This window comes from Candidatus Ancaeobacter aquaticus (assembly GCA_030765405.1).
Classification (GTDB): domain Bacteria; phylum Auribacterota; class Ancaeobacteria; order Ancaeobacterales; family Ancaeobacteraceae; genus Ancaeobacter; species Ancaeobacter aquaticus.
In genome coordinates this window covers 114,148-131,685 of record JAVCCP010000007.1, presented here as the reverse complement: position 1 = coordinate 131,685, position 17,538 = coordinate 114,148, and the positions used below count along the sequence as shown (strand labels likewise).

At 36.6% G+C, this 17,538-nt stretch carries 16 protein-coding genes; 5 read left to right on the top strand and 11 right to left on the bottom strand.

Features of this window, described 5'->3' with window-relative positions:
• The first annotated feature begins 187 nt into the window (after positions 1-187).
• Positions 188-1,393 carry a class I SAM-dependent RNA methyltransferase gene (locus P9M13_01185; protein ID MDP8261901.1) on the top strand — a complete coding sequence of 402 codons (1,206 nt, stop codon included), beginning with the start codon at positions 188-190 and terminating at the stop codon, positions 1,391-1,393.
• Positions 1,394-1,493: 100 nt separating this feature from the next.
• Here P9M13_01185 and P9M13_01180 read toward each other — a convergent pair whose 3' ends face one another.
• Positions 1,494-1,886: a hypothetical protein gene (locus P9M13_01180; GenBank protein MDP8261900.1), complete on the bottom strand. Its 393-nt coding sequence runs from the start codon at positions 1,884-1,886 to the stop codon at positions 1,494-1,496.
• Between the two features lie 116 nt (positions 1,887-2,002).
• Entirely contained in the window at positions 2,003-2,557 is a 555-nt protein-coding gene (efp, locus tag P9M13_01175; GenBank protein MDP8261899.1) for an elongation factor P, read from the bottom strand.
• A gap of 182 nt (positions 2,558-2,739) precedes the next feature.
• Here efp and P9M13_01170 point away from each other — a divergent pair, with 182 nt between their 5' ends.
• Positions 2,740-5,112 carry a sodium-translocating pyrophosphatase gene (locus P9M13_01170; protein ID MDP8261898.1) on the top strand — a complete coding sequence of 791 codons (2,373 nt, stop codon included), beginning with the start codon at positions 2,740-2,742 and terminating at the stop codon, positions 5,110-5,112.
• A 130-nt stretch (positions 5,113-5,242) separates the two neighbouring features.
• Positions 5,243-5,710 (top strand): TlpA disulfide reductase family protein, encoded by a 468-nt coding sequence (locus P9M13_01165; protein ID MDP8261897.1) that lies wholly within the window; start codon positions 5,243-5,245, stop codon positions 5,708-5,710.
• A 66-nt stretch (positions 5,711-5,776) separates the two neighbouring features.
• On the opposite strand, the gene P9M13_01160 is transcribed toward P9M13_01165, so the two are convergent.
• The 5 genes from P9M13_01160 to P9M13_01140 all read right to left on the bottom strand — a co-directional run bounded on the left by P9M13_01160 (position 5,777) and on the right by P9M13_01140 (position 11,226).
• Positions 5,777-6,667, bottom strand: a complete 891-nt coding sequence (locus P9M13_01160; GenBank protein ID MDP8261896.1) for an FkbM family methyltransferase — start codon at positions 6,665-6,667, stop codon at positions 5,777-5,779.
• Positions 6,668-6,674: 7 nt separating this feature from the next.
• Positions 6,675-8,126: a flippase gene (locus tag P9M13_01155; protein ID MDP8261895.1), complete on the bottom strand. Its 1,452-nt coding sequence runs from the start codon at positions 8,124-8,126 to the stop codon at positions 6,675-6,677.
• A 31-nt stretch (positions 8,127-8,157) separates the two neighbouring features.
• Positions 8,158-9,102, bottom strand: a complete 945-nt coding sequence (locus P9M13_01150) for a GDP-L-fucose synthase (protein MDP8261894.1) — start codon at positions 9,100-9,102, stop codon at positions 8,158-8,160.
• 32 nt (positions 9,103-9,134) lie between these two features.
• Entirely contained in the window at positions 9,135-9,869 is a 735-nt protein-coding gene (locus P9M13_01145; GenBank protein ID MDP8261893.1) for a class I SAM-dependent methyltransferase, read from the bottom strand.
• Positions 9,870-10,311: 442 nt separating this feature from the next.
• The gene (locus tag P9M13_01140; GenBank protein ID MDP8261892.1) at positions 10,312-11,226 is read right to left on the bottom strand and encodes a glycosyltransferase family 2 protein; all 915 of its coding nucleotides are present in this window, start codon (positions 11,224-11,226) and stop codon (positions 10,312-10,314) included.
• A gap of 109 nt (positions 11,227-11,335) precedes the next feature.
• Between P9M13_01140 and rlmN the strand changes: the two genes are divergently transcribed.
• Together rlmN and P9M13_01130 are read left to right on the top strand one after the other, a co-directional pair.
• Positions 11,336-12,376 (top strand): 23S rRNA (adenine(2503)-C(2))-methyltransferase RlmN, encoded by a 1,041-nt coding sequence (gene rlmN, locus P9M13_01135; GenBank protein ID MDP8261891.1) that lies wholly within the window; start codon positions 11,336-11,338, stop codon positions 12,374-12,376.
• Between the two features lie 54 nt (positions 12,377-12,430).
• Entirely contained in the window at positions 12,431-13,315 is an 885-nt protein-coding gene (locus P9M13_01130; GenBank protein ID MDP8261890.1) for a decaprenyl-phosphate phosphoribosyltransferase, read from the top strand.
• Here the strand turns inward: P9M13_01130 and P9M13_01125 are convergent.
• Genes P9M13_01125 through P9M13_01110 form a run of 4 tightly spaced genes read right to left on the bottom strand, consistent with a single transcriptional unit; the run spans position 13,312 to position 17,536 of the window.
• Complete coding sequence (locus P9M13_01125; GenBank protein ID MDP8261889.1) at positions 13,312-14,376, bottom strand: glycosyltransferase; 1,065 nt, start codon at positions 14,374-14,376, stop codon at positions 13,312-13,314. The two genes, P9M13_01130 and P9M13_01125, sit on opposite strands and share 4 nt — an antisense overlap.
• The gene (locus P9M13_01120; protein MDP8261888.1) at positions 14,373-15,491 is read right to left on the bottom strand and encodes a glycosyltransferase family 1 protein; all 1,119 of its coding nucleotides are present in this window, start codon (positions 15,489-15,491) and stop codon (positions 14,373-14,375) included. The genes P9M13_01125 and P9M13_01120 overlap by 4 nt, the downstream gene beginning before the upstream one ends.
• The gene (locus tag P9M13_01115) at positions 15,488-16,402 is read right to left on the bottom strand and encodes a glycosyltransferase family 2 protein (GenBank protein ID MDP8261887.1); all 915 of its coding nucleotides are present in this window, start codon (positions 16,400-16,402) and stop codon (positions 15,488-15,490) included. The genes P9M13_01120 and P9M13_01115 overlap by 4 nt, the downstream gene beginning before the upstream one ends.
• A gap of 33 nt (positions 16,403-16,435) precedes the next feature.
• Positions 16,436-17,536 (bottom strand): glycosyltransferase family 4 protein, encoded by a 1,101-nt coding sequence (locus P9M13_01110; GenBank protein MDP8261886.1) that lies wholly within the window; start codon positions 17,534-17,536, stop codon positions 16,436-16,438.
• Positions 17,537-17,538: the final 2 nt, after the last annotated feature.

Genomic DNA, 17,538 nt, shown 5'->3' with positions numbered 1-17,538 from the left:
CGTCTTAAGATCGGATCCTTAGAAGAATGGCTTAAGAAAACATTAGAAGCTTATATTCATAATCCTGATATTGATCCTTATTTACTCTTACCTCCCAAATAATTCCCCCTTTTGCTCACCGGTTACAATTATGATCATTTTCATAAATACGTGTGCATTCACCATGTATTCATGCTACTATACGTGTATGAATATAAAAGCTAATGAAACATACACAATCCATATTGATTCAATCGCATTCGGAGGAGATGGTGTCGGACGAATCGATAATATAGTAGTATTTGTTCCGAACGCTATTGCCGGAGAAACAGTAAAAGTAAAAATTATTCAGAAGAAAAAAAACTTTTGCCGTGGTGTTATTATTGATATTGAGGCCCCTTCACCCAATCGCATTACACCCCAATGCCCATACTATAAACGGTGCGGTGGATGCCAATATCTACACCTTTCATATAACGGACAGATTGAGGCAAAAACGAAACAAATTAAAGAAGTTATGGGTAAAATTGGGCATATTGAGGTTTGCAACATAGATACATTTCCTTCCCCACAATCACTTCACTATAGAAATAAGATCAAGTTACATGTAAAGAAAATAAAAAACAAAGTCGAAGTTGGCTATATGGGAATAAACAATACTAATTTTATCCCCATCGAGAGCTGCCTCATAGCAAAAAAAGCAATCAACGATACCATCCCGCATGTAACACAACAGCTGAGGATGTGGAAAGGGATACTTCCCGAATCTGTTACCTTGAAAAATATTGCTCAGGATAAAGTCGAAATATTCTATGACAATATTTATCAGACTGAGATTCATCAACGCCTATATATAGAAACCTTTATGGATAAAACTTTTAAAATACCGATTTCATCCTTTTTTCAAATTAATTCTGCTATGATCGGTGAAATGATCTCAATTATCACATCAGAAATACCATCGAAACGACCGGAACACTTGATAGACGCTTATTGCGGATCAGGAATATTCGGAATATGCGCTTCTTCCCTTGTGGATACTGTCGTTGGCGTTGACCGTGATACGGCTTCAATCAAATGCGCACAAAATAACGCACGCGCAAACAACATAACAAATGCATCGTTTATGGCAGGAAGAGTTGAAGACTGCTTAGAAAAGATGCTCTCTGAACATTCAGAAAAGGACACAGCTTTGATTCTTGATCCACCGCGAACCGGCATTGAAAAACCAATGATAGATGCCCTTAATTCTTATATCCCCGAAACCATAATCTATGTATCCTGCAACCCTCCTATACTTGCACGAGATGTCGCTGCCCTGCAGAATAATTACACTCTTTCTACAACATATTTCCTTGATATGTTCCCTCAAACAAAGCATTGCGAAGTAATAGCTATTCTGAAAAAACGCTGATCGGTTTTCGTCACGTGAGTATGCGTTGTGCCCAATTGTATAAAATAAAAACACCGCTCCGACAAATCGGAGCGGTGTGAATACAGAAATCCATGTATTGCTATTTATTGACTTTTCCTCCTGCACCCTCAATAATGCGAATAAAGAGATCCTGAGGAACAACAACACTTGGTAATAAATATTTCCTGCCGGTAATTTTTAACTTGATCGATGTTTCGGTAACCTTTGTCATATTGAGCGTGATATTGACTTCTTTTACCAACCCTTCGATTTTTCCATGTTCTTTGTCTTCCATGGTAACAACGCCTTCTTCGCGAATAACTTCTATCGCTTTATGCCACAAAGCGTCGTACGGTACATCCGTATAACCTTCAATACTGTCTTTACTCAAAGAATACCCGGCGACTGCACCTGCACCAATAAGTGCAACTGCACAACCGCTTTGAAAAAGAAGTCCCATAGCGACAACAACCACAAATAAACGATCTCTCATAACATCTCCCCCTTATTTTGTGCGATAGACAATGGACGAATACTCGCTTTGCTCACTATGACGAAAGACGATTATTTTCATCCATCTTTTGTTTTTTCGTCCCGCTTCCTTCGTTCTTAGGCTCGGCCGGTATACTCCCCTGTTCTCGTATCAACTTTAACGATTTCACCTTCTTTGATGAAGAGTGGTACCGTAATTTTGAATCCTGTCTCAAGTGTTGCCGGTTTTTGTATATTGGTAACAGAGTCTCCCCTATACCCCGGTATCGTCTCAATTATTTTAAGTTCTACAATTATTGGAAGCTCTATCTCTATTGCCTTCTCTCCAAAATAGAGTACTTCTACCGTACTATCTTCCACAAGATAATTTTTTGCGTCTCCAACAATATCTTCAGAAAAAACAACAGAATTATAATCAGGATCCATAAAGTGATGCCCATCATTATCACTGTACATGAATGTCATTTTTTTCGGTTCCAGCGAGACTCGTTCAACATCCTCAGTCGAACGGAACCGTTTTTCCATTGATTTGCCCGTTCTGATATTCCTTAATGTTGCCTGAACATAACCCCGCCAGTTTCCCGGTGTCACATGCATTCTATCCATAACAATATACAGCTCTTTTTCGAGCATTATTGCCATGCCTTTTCGTAATTCCACTGCATTTACCATAGATATTCCTCCTTAAAGTATCGCAATGTAATGTATCATATTTATCGTTAAAGACAAATTATTTTTCTCATTTGGCCCCACGGCATTCTTTTATACATTTTTTTTAAAAAGATATTGACCAGCCGCCATAATTTATTTATTATCCATTGCTTAACTAGATTCAGAAAGGAGTTTCTTACGTTATGAAGAGAAGAATTACCAAATCAATGTTGTATCTTTTTACGCTGTTAGGCTCTGTTCACCTTTTTTCAACATTAGCTTTCGCTGCACATAGTGTGCCGGGAGTTGCACATAGTGAAACGGTCGATTTTTTCGCGTTTCTCAAATACCCCAATTACGAACAAGTTGCACTGTGGGGTGTATTAGGCACCGCTATTCTTGGATTGTTATACGCCGGTTTCCTCATGAAGCAGGTTCTTGCAAAAGATGAAGGTACGGACAAAATGAAAGAGATCGCTGGTGCTATACGCGAAGGATCTACCGCGTATCTTCATAAACAATTTAAAGCGATCGCGTTTCTCATATTGATCTTAACTGCAGTTCTCTACTTTACTGCCGGCGTCAAGCATATAGCACTTGGAAGAGCACTTGCATTTCTTGTCGGTTCAATTTTTTCAGCTACCGTCGGATACGTCGGAATGAACTTAGCTGTTCGCGGTAACGTAAGAGTCGCAGCTGCAAGTAGAACAAGTTTTGGTGAGGCTTTAAAGATCGCCTATCGTACCGGTACTGTTACCGGAATGTTAACTGACGGATTAGGTCTATTAGGCGGAACAATAATCTTTATGATTTATGGTGATCGTGCATATGAAGTACTCCTCGGGTTCGGTTTTGGCGGTACCTTGCTTGCTCTTTTCATGAGAGTTGGTGGCGGTATATTCACAAAAGCAGCAGATGTCGGTGCAGACCTTGTCGGCAAGCTTGAGAAAGACATGCCGGAAGATGATCCGCGAAATGCTGCAACAATCGCGGATAATGTCGGTGACAATGTTGGTGACTGCGCGGGAATGGCAGCAGACATATTTGAATCATATGAAGTGACCATTGTTTCGGCCATGATACTTGGGTGGGCATCGTTTGGTCATAAGGGTGTTATTTTCCCTCTTCTTGTGAGAGCTATCGGAGTATTTAGCTCAATAATAGGAACATACGCGGTAAAGACAAGTGACGAGTCAAGAAATGCTATGAAAGCAATTAACGTTGGTTTCTGGTCATCTGCGGTTATGTCCGTTGTTGGTTTTGCAATAGTTGGTTTCTATTATTTACGATTCGATGGAATATCGCATCCTACATGGATCAGCTTTGGAGTTGCAGGACTTGATATGAGACCTGTATATACAACGCTTGTTGGTATCTTTTTAGCTATCGCAATAAACAGAGTTACCGAACATTTTACTAAACCTGATGGAGGTCCGGTAAAATCTATTGTAAAATCAACGCAAACAGGTCATGCAACGACGATCATAACGGGACTATCTGTTGGTTTAGAAAGTAGTGTATGGGCAATACTTATTATCGCAGCGTCGATATTTGCATCAGTCATCATATATTCTGGAGCAACTCCTGTTTATATCGCATACGGTGTTGCAATGTGCGGTATCGGTATGTTGACATTAACCGGAAACAATATCTCAATGGACGTTTTTGGTCCTGTGGCTGATAATGCAAACGGTATCGGTGAAATGGCTGGACTTGATAAAAATGCTCGTAAAACACTTGCAGATCTTGACGCTGTTGGAAACACAACTAAAGCGATAACAAAGGGAATTGCTATCGGTTCTGCGGTTGTTGCGGCAGTTTCTCTGTTCAATGCATACATAACAGATATAGCACTCATTGCAGGAAAAACATACAGTGAGATTGTCGGATCATTCTCGATTGCGAACCCGTATGTTTTTGTAGGACTACTTATAGGCGGTGCTATACCATTTCTCTTTGGTTCACTGCTCATTAACGCCGTTGGTCGTGCAGCATTCTTGATCGTTAAAGAGGTACGTGCGCAATTCAAGATCAAAGGCGTCTTAGAAGGAACAAAGAAACCTGATTATGCTCGTGTTGTTTCAATATGCACAGCAGCAGCACAAAAAGAATTGATCGGGCCGGGGTTACTCGCGATCCTCTCACCAATAATTGTCGGATTCTTACTGCATAAAGAAGCTTTAGGCGGTTTTCTTGCAGGAATGATCCTCTCAGGTCAGTTACTTGCCGTATTTATGTCAAATTCCGGTGGTGCGTGGGACAATGCGAAGAAGTGTATTGAAGACGGCATGCACGGGGGTAAAGGGTCTGATGCTCATAAAGCTTCAATTACCGGTGATACCGTTGGTGATCCGCTAAAAGATACAGCTGGACCAGCGCTCAATCCTCTGATCAAGGTTATGAATATGGTTGCTCTTCTTATTGTTCCTCTTATTGTTAAATATGAAGAACCAGCAATAATCGTGTGGGTATGTATGGGCGTTGCAATACTCGTTGTTGGAATAGCTATTGCAAAATCAAAGAAAGATATTCCTCATGATGAATTGGCTAAAGAAACTTTAAGCGCTAACGAATAATACTTATTACCTAAATACGAAAGGGACTCAATTACAGATTGAGTCCCTTTTTTTTTGACATGAAACATTTTACTGTTATAATCGTCTATATATATGTAACCAATAAACTAAATTCCTAAGGAGGGATTATATGAAAAAACTTTTTTTAATACCTATATTGTGTGTTTTTCTTTTATCTTGCTCTAAAACTACGTTTTCCGGAGAAATAAAGACAATAAACGGCTCCGATCTTGAAAAAAAGATCAACAGCAACCAAAATAAAGTTCTCATCGTAGATTTCTTTGCTACGTGGTGCCCACCCTGTCAGGCAGAAATACCTGGATTTGTAGAGCTATACGATACCTACAAATCTCAAAGTGTTGAAATTATCGGTGTTTCAGTAGATACCGGCGGCAAAAAACTGGTCGCTAATTTCGCTTCTAAAAATGGAATGAATTATCCGATATACATTGCAACACCAGATGTTTCCCGTAAATACGGTATACGAGGCATCCCTGACACAAGAATTTACGGACCAAACGGCAAGCTAGCCAAACGGCACATTGGCTTTAAGTCAAAAGAAGTATTTGAATCAGAGATAAAAGAACTTTTGAAATAATCCACCATAAAAAACACCTCTTTAAATGTACAAGTTTTAGGGGGTGTTTTTTATCTTTCGGTAATACTAGTAACTAAAATCACGATTGCATGCGATGAGGCGCTCCCCATAAATTGAGTGTGAGAAATTATATTTTTCTAATATTCCCAATATCATCTCTTGAATGTTATATTCATCATGAACTTCCATTGCTAAATATCTTACTTTTGGAAGGAATCTCTTCACATGTTCTTCATCATTAAAAATAAACCGTTCGGCACCCTCAATATCCATTTTTAAAATATCAAGATATGGAAAAGAATATTTCTCCATAATATCTGGTATTGTTACCCCATAAATTATCTCTTTTGTGCTTTTGCCTGCAGGCTTAACAGAAAACGACCACTCTCTCTTATCTCTGAAACTGTAATCTAATTCCAGTTTGTTATTATTTATCCATAGAGCATTATTAAGTACAATAATATTATTAATCTTGTTGATCTTAATGTTTTCCTCGGCAATCGCGCATAAACCACAATCTGGTTCAATAGAAATTATTTCAGAATTTTTGAAGCACTTCTTGAGATATATCGCAGAACACCCGTTATTTGCTCCAGCATCTATAATGTATTTAATATTTTCTCTTTTATTATTTTTGTCGATTAGATCAACTAAGGGCTTATATTCTTTAGCCATAAAAATCTGCCGAAACACAGCATAATCGCTTGTCATTCTACGTAGCAAAACCTTATAGCCCCCAACATCAGAATCACTATCCACAGTAATCAGGTTTTTATTAGATACTTTTTTTACAACATAATTATTTAAATTGGCAAATTTAAGCACATCCTTAATTTCCAACAGATCTCTCCTTTTTCGAGGGAGAACACCATTAAAACAATGAAATAGAACAAAAAGTATTTTTTCGACAACACTTAACTGCCCCAACATCTTCACTGTTTCAAGAAACTTCACCATTCCCCCACTATAAAGTCTGTCCAATATCTTTAATGAAAAATGACTTCACAATCGCATACTCGCCTTTTGTAAAATATTTAAAAACTATAAGCACTAAGAGATACATGAATAACGAAATAAAAAATGCCATAAACAAATTCACTGATGAAATCGCAAACAATAGAAGAAAAAGGGCAATAGATGCAATTATCACTTTATAAGATATTTTTAAAAAGTTAATTTTGATAAGATGCTTTGACAAAATGCTGTATGCACCAACAAATATAAATATTTCTGTCACAATTGTTGCGGCTCCTGCCCCTATCAAGCTATATTTTGGTATCAATATGAGATTAAGGGATATGTTTAAAATCGCCCCCAAAGCAGCAAATACTGTGTTTACCCGAGTCTTATTAATAGAATTCAGTGTAACCGCAGTAATAGTGCTGAGCAAAATAAATGGATACGACCATATAAGGCATTGTAATGCAGTGACACCAAGCTTATATTTATTTCCATATAATAGATACATGATGTCATGAGCTCTAAAAGTCACAAAAATCGCGACAAAGAGTCCATACATAATAAAATACTTAACCGTTTTCTCGTATGAAATTACTAGATTTTCCTTTGAGTCTTTGAATGATTTCGAGATAACAGGATATATAGAGATCATATATGCTGTATGAAAAAACATAAGCGCAAAAATAATTTTGTACGCAACATTATAATTGCCGACGACTGTTTCTGAAGTCATCTTTGACAGCATAACAGTATCTGCTTGCAATAGCACGAGAACAAATACGTTCGCCAATCCGAAAGGAATCGATTCAATAAATAGATACTTGCATAATTTAAAAGAAAAGGCACCGGGCTTTATTTTAAGATAATACCTGACCAATAACGCCATAAATATGATACTAAAAGTTATGCTAACGAAACTCAGTGAAGCGTAAGCAATTATGCTTCCATGCCGCAATGAGCATATCACTACCAAGAATAACAAAATACATCCGCTTATAATTACGTTCAAAGACGTAAAAAACATTTTTTGTAAAGCCTTAAAAATCGAATCAAAAGTAGTGCATAAAGCACCTAAAATATTTACGCAGGTAAATATATATATGGCTACGGTCGTATCGCGTGAATAGTTCATAAAACTTGTACTGGTGAGTATCAATATGAAAACAGCGAGTGACATTACCGCTTTTAAAACAAGTGAGTTTTTTAGATACTGAGGTGCATTTCGTGCATCTCGAGAAATATCCCTGATAATCAAAAAATCCATTCCAAAACTACAAAAGGCTACAAATAAAGCGGTAAAAGCTTTTGCGGTAGCATATTTTCCAAAATCAGTTTCAGAAAGAGACCTAGCAATAATGACGACAATAAAAAAATAGACAATATTGTTTACTACTTGAGCCCCAATATTATATATAGAATTCCTAAAAACCGTTTTTGCAATATCTTTTCTTTGCATATTTTCTCGTACAAGCTGACAAATACAACTTTTAAGCGTTAACTATAGTATCTTTGTACCATTCAATAGTTCTTTTTAATCCTTCACTAAAAGAAGTTTTTGCTTTAAATTTAAACTCTTTTTCTGCTTTTGTTGTATCAAGCATACGTCGCGGCTGGCCATCAGGTTTTGTTTTATCCCAGATTATTTCACCTTTATACCCCGTCAATTCTACAATTAAACCAACCAAATCTTTAATCGATATCTCAAATCCAGCTCCCAGATTCACCGGTTCAGACTCATTATATTTTTCTGTTGCAGCTATGATTCCTTCAGCTGCATCTTGAGCATACAAAAATTCCCGGGTTGCAGTACCGCTACCCCATACTGTGATCGATTTATCACCATTTCTCTGTGCATCAAACACTTTTTTTATCAAAGCCGGAATGACATGAGAAGATTGAGGATCAAAATTATCACGCGGTCCATACAAGTTTACCGGCATAAGAAATACTGAATTAAAATCATATTGGTCACGGTATGCTTGTGACTGAACTAAAAGCATTTTTTTAGCTAAACCGTAAGGAGCATTAGTCTCTTCAGGGTAACCGTTCCATATATCTTCTTCTTTAAATGGAATCGGAGCATATTTCGGATAGCAACATATAGTTCCAATCGCGACAAATTTCTCAATCCCGTATTTTCTTCCTTCCTCAATCAATTGGACTCCCATCATCAAATTATCATAAAAATATTTACCAGGATTCTCTCTATTGGCACCTATCCCACCCACAACCGCTGCTAAATGGATAACAATATCCGGCCGCGCATCCTGATAAAGCTTTTTCACTGCAGTTATATCAACCAGATCATACTCTTCAATCTTTGGGACAAATACACTTTTGCATTGTTTGTTTTCTAATTGTTCCAAGACATAAGAGCCGAGAAACCCAGCACCTCCTGTAACAACAACATTTTTTCCATTAAAGAATAACACTCATCCTCCTTTTATTATCAATTTCTTCAACATCATCTTTTTTGACATAAAAGACTATATCCAAAACACAAATACCGTGAATTAATATTATTGATTATAAAGTAATCAAAATACTTTATCCAAAACGTTACATAACTAAAAATATATCCATTAAAAAATTTGTAAGCACCTTGTGTGTTAAAAGAAAAAAGCACTGACAAAAAATGTCTCAGTGTATGACTCAGTGCTGATGCAGGGCCACTAACGACCTGCATCTCAATAATATCAAAATCACCAAATAAGTTCCTTAACCCATTCATAGTAAACCTCTGATAATCATATGGGGTATCGTGCTCACCTTGAAAGAATGGAATTTCAAGATACAAATACCCTTCACTTTTCAGTGTTCTTAATATCTCATTCTTTGCCTGATATGGATTTTTAAGATGTTCTAAAACTGCTTCAAACCATACGGCATCAAATACAGAATCAGCAAAAGGGAGATAATGTGCATCTGAGACAATATTCACATTGGAATTATATATTATATCTATATTAATCACGTTAGAAGCATTCTGCCGCAAACCACAACCGAGATTTAAAACCTTTATATCATTATTCTTGAGGAACTTTTTTCTAATTTCTGAAACATTTCTATGGTAAACATTAAACCGCTGAGGTCTGTTTAGTTTTCGTAGATATTTAAGGGCTTCTCTTACTATAGGGTAGAGCGCTGATCCCTTTAATCGTTTTCTATACAGTTCTATTCGTTTATCAATAGCAGACATGCAAATACATCCTCATCTTTTACCAATTATATTATTTGTATTATATCTTACTATTATAATTAGAAATCTTCCGACACAGAACAGCTACAGCATATCCACAAAACATAATAAGTATAGGCATAACAGGATAACGATACCTTATAATACCAATAAATACCATATGTATACATAGTAGATTAATAGACCGTAAATTACGAGTAAATTTCTCCATTTATTACGTAAAAGAATAACAACAAAAACGTAACTAGCACCAGTTACAATTTTACCAAATAATCGAACATCATAATGACATGCTCTCCGCCTTTGCCCCCCATTGCCTTTTCGCTATTACCTCTGTATAATAACTCTCCGGAATTTGCAGTAATTGGTTTAATAATTGTCTTAAATAGAGTCAATTGCAATCTACAGAGATTTTTTCCGAAAGCAATAATAATTTCCCACTTTAAATCTTTAGCTTTTGCCCATAAATCCCTTTAAAATGGTCCATAATGCCCACAAAAACACCTTTTAATTGCTTATACATTTTATTCAATAATAATGTTGGCGCCGTCATTACTATCAGCTCAAATATAAAATAAAAGAAAAAGAAAAACCGATCAGTTTTCCTTGCATTCTTTTTCATAAACAAAAGCCTATTACGCGTTCGATAATAGTAAAATAAAGGCGTTTCCATACCAACCGATTGTGATACTTTATGTAAAACACTTGCACGTGATGTTGCCATTATTGTGGCCCCTGCTTGCGTTACGCGAACCACCCAATCAGGGTCTTCAAAGTAAATAAAATAGCGCTCATCAAATAAACCTGCGATTTGAACAGCTTCTCTTTTCGCAAATATTATTCCGCCAGGAACAAATTCAACGGTGCGTATTAAGTCGTTAAGAGGCCTCTTCTCCCCTCTCATCTCTCCGTAGAAAACACCTTTTTTCCAACTAATATGAGCTCCGCCAGCAAAAAATATCGTATCTGGTTGATTATAAAAATACCAAAAAGGAGCAACTATCCCATTCTGAGGGGATGAATCCATCAAAGATACCAATTCACCGATTGCACTTTTCTCAATAATGATGTCATTATCAAGAAAAAATAAATAATCACTGTCCAGATTGTCTAAATAATATTTAATACCTGTATTTCTTCCCCCGGCGCAACCCAAATTTTTCTCATTTCTAAGAATTGTAATATCCGGAAATTTTTTTGTTAAAGTATCAACGGTTCCATCTGAAGAACCATTATCAACAACAAGAATACGAATATTTTGATAATCAGACTTTAATAGTGAGGAAATACACTCAACAGTAAACGCTAACTGATTATAGGTCAAAATAAGTACTGTTACTTGTTTATCAGTTTTCACAAAATTAGCTCCTATGTCATTATTTAGAAATATATTTTACACTAAAACCTTCAATATTTACACAAAATTTGTTTTGAGCTATGAACATTTTCTGTTATTTTAATAGTATATGAACGATCTCACAAATTTTACCCTACAGGAACTCGAATTAGAGCTACAATCCCAAAATTATAAATCGTACCGGATTAAACAAATCCTGAGTTGGCTCTATAAAAAAGGTGCTTCATCTTTTGAAAACATGTCCGATATTCCTAACAATATGAGAGACTTTCTGAATAATCATTTTAATGTTTTATCGCTCACTACGTTTAAAAAATATCAATCTGAGAATGATCTTACCGCAAAATATCTTTTTAAAACACATGATGACAATATAATTGAAAGCGTATACCTCGCGGAAAAAAAACGTGAGATCGTCTGTATTTCAAGTCAAATCGGCTGTCCCCTTGGATGTTCCTTCTGCGCAAGTGGTAAAAGCCTCTTTAAGAGAAATCTCACAACAGGCGAAATTGTCTCACAGGTTATTCTTATAAAAAATGACTACAAAAAAGAGCGGATTAACAACATCGTTTATATGGGGATGGGAGAACCATTTCTAAATTATGAGAATGTAATGAAATCAATCAATATTTTAAGAGCGCACTGGGGAATTGAAATTGGAAGTAGAAAAATAACCATATCTACCGCCGGCCATGTACCCGGCATTCTCAGGTTTGCAAAAGAGAAAACACAGATCCGTTTGTCTGTATCGCTCCACGCGACAAATGACATATTAAGAGATATTTTAATGCCTATCAACAAACAATATCCCCTTGATACACTCATGCATGCTTTAAGAGAATATGTGAGCATATCTAATAGAAGAATATCAATTGAATACACTCTTATAGAAGGAATGAACGACTCATTAGCTGACGCACATGCTCTCTATACGATGGTAAAAGATATCACCCATACGATAAACATTATTCCGCTCAATGTTACAAATGAATTCAAGCATAACGCCCCTTCACTTGAAAGACAAAAAGCCTTCCAGAACACCCTTATCAAGCTAGGAATACTAACAACGCTCAGAAAAGAAAAAGGCGGTGATATTGGCGCAGCATGCGGGCAATTGAGAATGCGAACTTTGAAGGACAATAAATCATAGCCCTATACGTAAAATCTTCTTCCACAATTATGACTTATCACTTATTATATGTACATGAATAACCATAAATCGCTTGTCAGTCTATGCATTGCGCTACGCCCAGAACAATGGATCAAGAATCTCTTTCTATTTTTGCCGCTTGTTTTTGGGAAACAACTATTTAACTTCCCAACCAATCTACAATCATGTATCGCATTTTTTCTTTTTTCTCTTACAGCAAGCGCTATCTATCTCTTAAATGATATTTTTGATATTGAGAAAGACAAGGCACACCCTGTGAAGAAAACCAGACCTCTCGCAGCCGGACATATTACTACTCGGCAAGCGTTCATAAGCGCTCTCGCGCTTGGGCTATTCTCACTTATATTAGCTTTCATTCTCAATCCTTACTTTGCCTTGGTATTAGTTATATATATTATACTGAATGTATTGTATTCAATATTCCTAAAAAATATTGTCATTATTGACGTGTTCTGTATCGCAACGTTTTTCTTGTTACGCATTGCAGCGGGCGGAATAATTGCTCAAGTGGAAATTTCACAGTGGATTGTATTGATGACAGCTTTATTGGCGTTATTCCTCGGTTTTAATAAGAGAAGACAGGAACTGTCAACCGTTCAGACAGACTCTAATGAATCTCGAACGGTTTTATCACATTACAACACATACTTTATAGATCAGATGATAGCGGTCATCACTTCATCAATCGTAGTTGTATATATGCTTTACACCATAGACAGCAATACAATCATGCGATTCGAAACAAAACAGCTCATCTACACAATCCCTTTCGTATATTATGGGATCTTTAGATATCTTTATCAAATACATAAGATCCAAAGCGATGGAGAGCCTACAACAATACTTCTATCTGATAAAACGATGCAAATCAACCTTATTTTATGGATAGCGGTGTGTGTTTTTGTTATCTATTTCTAACCAGCCTTCAAAACTTCAATGATTTTCTTATACGCTGACTGTACAGAATATTCTTTTTCAACATGGCTTCGTGCTTTTTGAATATATGATGCTCTTAAATCTACATCTTCAAAAAGACGTTCAATCGATTCATACCAATCATCTTCATTTTTTGCAAGCATTCCCAAATCACCATCACAAAGAATGTGTGCATTTACTCCATATGGTGAAGCTATTACCGGCACACCGGTTGCCATATAGAGCAGTATTTTAAGCCCGCACTTTCCTTTACTCCACGGCCCATCATCAAGTGGGGCAATACCTAAGTCAAATGTGCTCAAAATATCTTTCTCACTTTCTAGTGACCACTTTTCACATATAACTTGCACTCCAGGTATAGCATAATCTTCTGCGCCAACTATTTTAAGTATACATTTTTTTTCTTTCGCTAATCGCTTAAAAACAGTTTGCAGCTGATCAAGATAAAATAGTGTTGTTGGACTCCCCATCCAGCCAATAGTAAAGACTTCATCTTTTTTTATTTTTTCTAACATCGCGTAATAGTCGGTATCAATCACCGTGGGCATAACTTTAACACACGTATTATATTTTTTTGCAATATCAGCTAAATATGCATTGCCCGCATGCACACAATAAGACCACTCAACGATCTTTTTAAAACCGTGATCAACCGTCATGTCATTCGCTTCACCACTTCCCCATTTTGGTGATCGGGAAAATATTGCGTCATCAAAATCAAAAATGATCTTTTTCCCCATTTTATGAACTATCCATTCAATAATAGGATATATGTGCGGCATAACAGGTTTTTGTAAAAACACGTAATCAGCTTGATGGACATAACGTAACTGCACCAAACGTTTAATCAGCACATAGAATGTAAAGATACCCTTTACGAACACATTTTTAGAATAAAAATAGAGACTATGATATTTTTTTGGTATGGCAGGAAGAACAGTGCACGTAATTCCCTCACCCTCAAGATACGGGACAAACTGATACACTCGGTATCTGCTCGATGCCCCAAGTTCACTTGCCTGTGTAAAAAAAACTATTTTCATTGTTGTACCTTTTCATATGCCTCTATTGTTTCACGCGCAGTCTTTTCCCATGAAAAAAGATTAACACGTTCACGGCCTTTTTGAGCCATTTCAGCTCTCTTATCAGCGTCTTCTAGCAGTTCTGATATCGCATGTATAATTTCATCCGTATTATAGGGATCAAAGTATATCACTGCATCCCCTCCTATCTCAGGTAGTGATGAAGAGCGCGAAGCAATTACCGGAAGCCCGCAGGAGAATGCTTCAAGGATCGGCAATCCAAATCCCTCATACAGAGATGGATACACCAACGCCTTTGCTCCACGCATAATGCCAGAAAGAGTATTATTATCGACATAATCAAGCAGTATAACATCCCTTTCAAGATGAAGCTCTTGCACCAAAGAAAATATATCTTTGTACATCCACCCTTTCTTACCTATAAGCACTAGCTGTAAATCCGCATGAGAACTTCTTTTTATAGCATCAAATGCAGCAATAAGTCTCATAAGATTCTTCCGAGGCTGCATTGTCCCGACATGAACGATATATTCATCTTTCAATGAATGCTTCTTCTTGATATCTGAAACAACCTCAGGAACAATAACAGGAAACTGAGTAGGATCAACCCCAAGATATACGACGTTAATCTTATCGGGGTTAATGTGGTATTCTCTGACAATATCTTGCTTGGTTGATTCAGATATAGCTATGATCCTGTCCGCTTTAGAAAGAGATCTTTCCGTAAAATATTTCAATCGAGCATAATGCATTGGCTTGAAGCAATCGCGAAAATAAATGTATGCTAGATCAAATATTGTTATTACGGTCTTGTGTCTTTTATGAAGAGGCATTCTATGCCCGGGAACATGAACAACATCATATTTTTCCTTACGCATTGCATATGGCAATAGCACCTGTGACCACAGCGTTCTGTTTACAGGCGCGTTAACATGATGCATGGAAAAACTATTATTCATAGTATCCTGAGAGCCTAAACACCCGGAATGATGATAAAGGTGATATTCGTTATCACTACCAATCCGTGACATTGCTTGCAAAAAATTATATACATAGTTTCCTGGACCGGTTCTATCTTGAATATAAGCTTCAGATACATCAATTGCAATTTTCATGCATTAGTCTTTCTACGTTTAGAATTATACAATTTAAACAAATACAGCCCATCTCCTTGCACTATATACATGCATCCCCAAAATATGCGCAGAACACATACAGTGAGCTTATTCATCGGCCGTTTATAAGGATAATATTTTTCGAACAATGTTTGTGTTTCCTGTGGATTACGCTCATCGCCATAAAGGATGGTTTTTGAATCCCTGTGAGAACGAAATCCAATGAAGTATTCTCTCATAAAATGAAATCTTGCTTTACACTTTACTAGCTGCAAGAAATAATCAACATCCATTGTATTTTTTAGAGATAGATCAAACCCATTTGTTTTTACGAAAAATTCCCTCTTCCAAAATGCCGCGTCCAAATACACCCAATATCCTCTTCGCGAGAAGAAACCCATAATACTTATCTTTGGCATCCACCGCAAAAGACGTCTTTCTGAGAGTATCTTACCTTCAGGATCCAATACCAATTTATTTCCATACAATACATCTATAGTACCTTTCTCCATAAATTCACGGGCTACTTTTTCAAGGATACCCGGCATATAAACATCATCGGAATTGATGTAGGCAACAATATCTCCCGTTGCTTTATTAAACCCTTTGTTGAGTCCGTCAGATTGTCCTTTATCCGTTTCACTCACCCAATACGTAATGTACTTTTGATACTTTTTTATGATGTTTACGCTATCATCTTGTGACCCGCCATCAATAACAATATATTCAAGATTAGGGTAATTCTGATTAAGCACACTAAGAATTGTTTTTTCTAGATACCGGCCTTGATTTAAAGAAAGGGTAATAATACTTATTTTTGGAATTTTATCGTCACGACCCAACACAATAGACTCATTAAATAATTGATTGGATACAAATTGCGCTATTTCTTCTTCTGAGAACTTTTTCATACATATCCATCCTCTACGAGGTTGTGAGATACATTAGTCCTTCATAACGGTATCACAGACATTATACCACGCTTCACGCCACAACTTCATATTGAATACATCTTCGATGCATTTAACTTGTTTTTCCTGGTAGTAATTGTACCTATCGAGCACTTCATTGACGGCATTTGACATATGCTCAGGATCATTTTTAGTTTTTATTGTCGGTAAATCAGATAACCCGCCGACATCCGTTGAAACAACAGGTGTGCCGCATGCCATTGACTCTAGAGCGCTCAGTGACGTCCCCTCTCTTTCAATAGAAGGAATAAGTGTAACTTTCGTCTTCCTGTATAAAGACACCATTTCATCAGGATGTATAAATCCTAAAAATACTATATTATCTTCCAATTCATATTTTTTAACTAAATCAAAACATTCTTGATAATAATCACCCTCAAGAGGTCCTCCCGCAATATACATCTTAAAATTATTATTCTTTCTATGAAAAACATTAAAAAACTCTATGGCACTATGTATTCCCCGTGCATGACCAATATTTCTTGGAACAAGAATGCTATCTTCCTTGGAAACACTGTTATCAGGGCAAAATACTCCCGTATCCACACAATTTGGAATAAACCATACATTTTTATCTATTTGTTGATAATTCTTATCTTTAATTTTTGTCTTGTTGTATCCAAGATATGTTAGAAATGCTGAATCGTTTGCGACCAGAGGGATACTGTTTTCTCTACACATTCGTGCAGTTTTCATTCTATATCTATCTGCATACGTTACCTGCGGATGATGCCAATCAATACCATGGGACAACACTATAACACGAGGATGCCAGCTTACCGCTGGATAATGAAAGGGGTAATGAACAATAAGTATATCACTTTGTTTTAGATACTTCTTATTACACATTAAATCAATATTAAAAAGAAACCAACCGGCATCAGAAAAGCATTTATTAAATCGTGAAGTATACGGAAGAGTTATTACATTTTTTTCTTTAACGCCTTTTCTGTATATTTGTACAATTGACGTATTATCGTAACGTTCAGCCATTATTTTATCAATGTTTTCCGCGTAGGTCTCCTGCCCCCCCACTGTCCCCTTACAAAACATTGTCACTTGCGTTATTTTCATAC

Excerpts from the sequence above, each read along its gene's own strand:
- P9M13_01185 (MDP8261901.1), top strand. The coding sequence starts at position 188 with ATGAATATAAAAGCTAATGAAACATACACAATCCATATTGATTCAATC.
- P9M13_01180 (MDP8261900.1), bottom strand. The coding sequence starts at position 1,886 with ATGAGAGATCGTTTATTTGTGGTTGTTGTCGCTATGGGACTTCTTTTT.
- efp (MDP8261899.1), bottom strand. The coding sequence starts at position 2,557 with ATGGTAAATGCAGTGGAATTACGAAAAGGCATGGCAATAATGCTCGAA.
- P9M13_01170 (MDP8261898.1), top strand. The coding sequence starts at position 2,740 with ATGAAGAGAAGAATTACCAAATCAATGTTGTATCTTTTTACGCTGTTA.
- P9M13_01165 (MDP8261897.1), top strand. The coding sequence starts at position 5,243 with ATGAAAAAACTTTTTTTAATACCTATATTGTGTGTTTTTCTTTTATCT.
- P9M13_01160 (MDP8261896.1), bottom strand. The coding sequence starts at position 6,667 with ATGGTGAAGTTTCTTGAAACAGTGAAGATGTTGGGGCAGTTAAGTGTT.
- P9M13_01155 (MDP8261895.1), bottom strand. The coding sequence starts at position 8,126 with ATGCAAAGAAAAGATATTGCAAAAACGGTTTTTAGGAATTCTATATAT.
- P9M13_01145 (MDP8261893.1), bottom strand. The coding sequence starts at position 9,869 with ATGTCTGCTATTGATAAACGAATAGAACTGTATAGAAAACGATTAAAG.
- rlmN (MDP8261891.1), top strand. The coding sequence starts at position 11,336 with ATGAACGATCTCACAAATTTTACCCTACAGGAACTCGAATTAGAGCTA.
- P9M13_01130 (MDP8261890.1), top strand. The coding sequence starts at position 12,431 with ATGAATAACCATAAATCGCTTGTCAGTCTATGCATTGCGCTACGCCCA.
- P9M13_01125 (MDP8261889.1), bottom strand. The coding sequence starts at position 14,376 with ATGAAAATAGTTTTTTTTACACAGGCAAGTGAACTTGGGGCATCGAGC.
- P9M13_01120 (MDP8261888.1), bottom strand. The coding sequence starts at position 15,491 with ATGAAAATTGCAATTGATGTATCTGAAGCTTATATTCAAGATAGAACC.
- P9M13_01115 (MDP8261887.1), bottom strand. The coding sequence starts at position 16,402 with ATGAAAAAGTTCTCAGAAGAAGAAATAGCGCAATTTGTATCCAATCAA.
- P9M13_01110 (MDP8261886.1), bottom strand. The coding sequence starts at position 17,536 with ATGAAAATAACGCAAGTGACAATGTTTTGTAAGGGGACAGTGGGGGGG.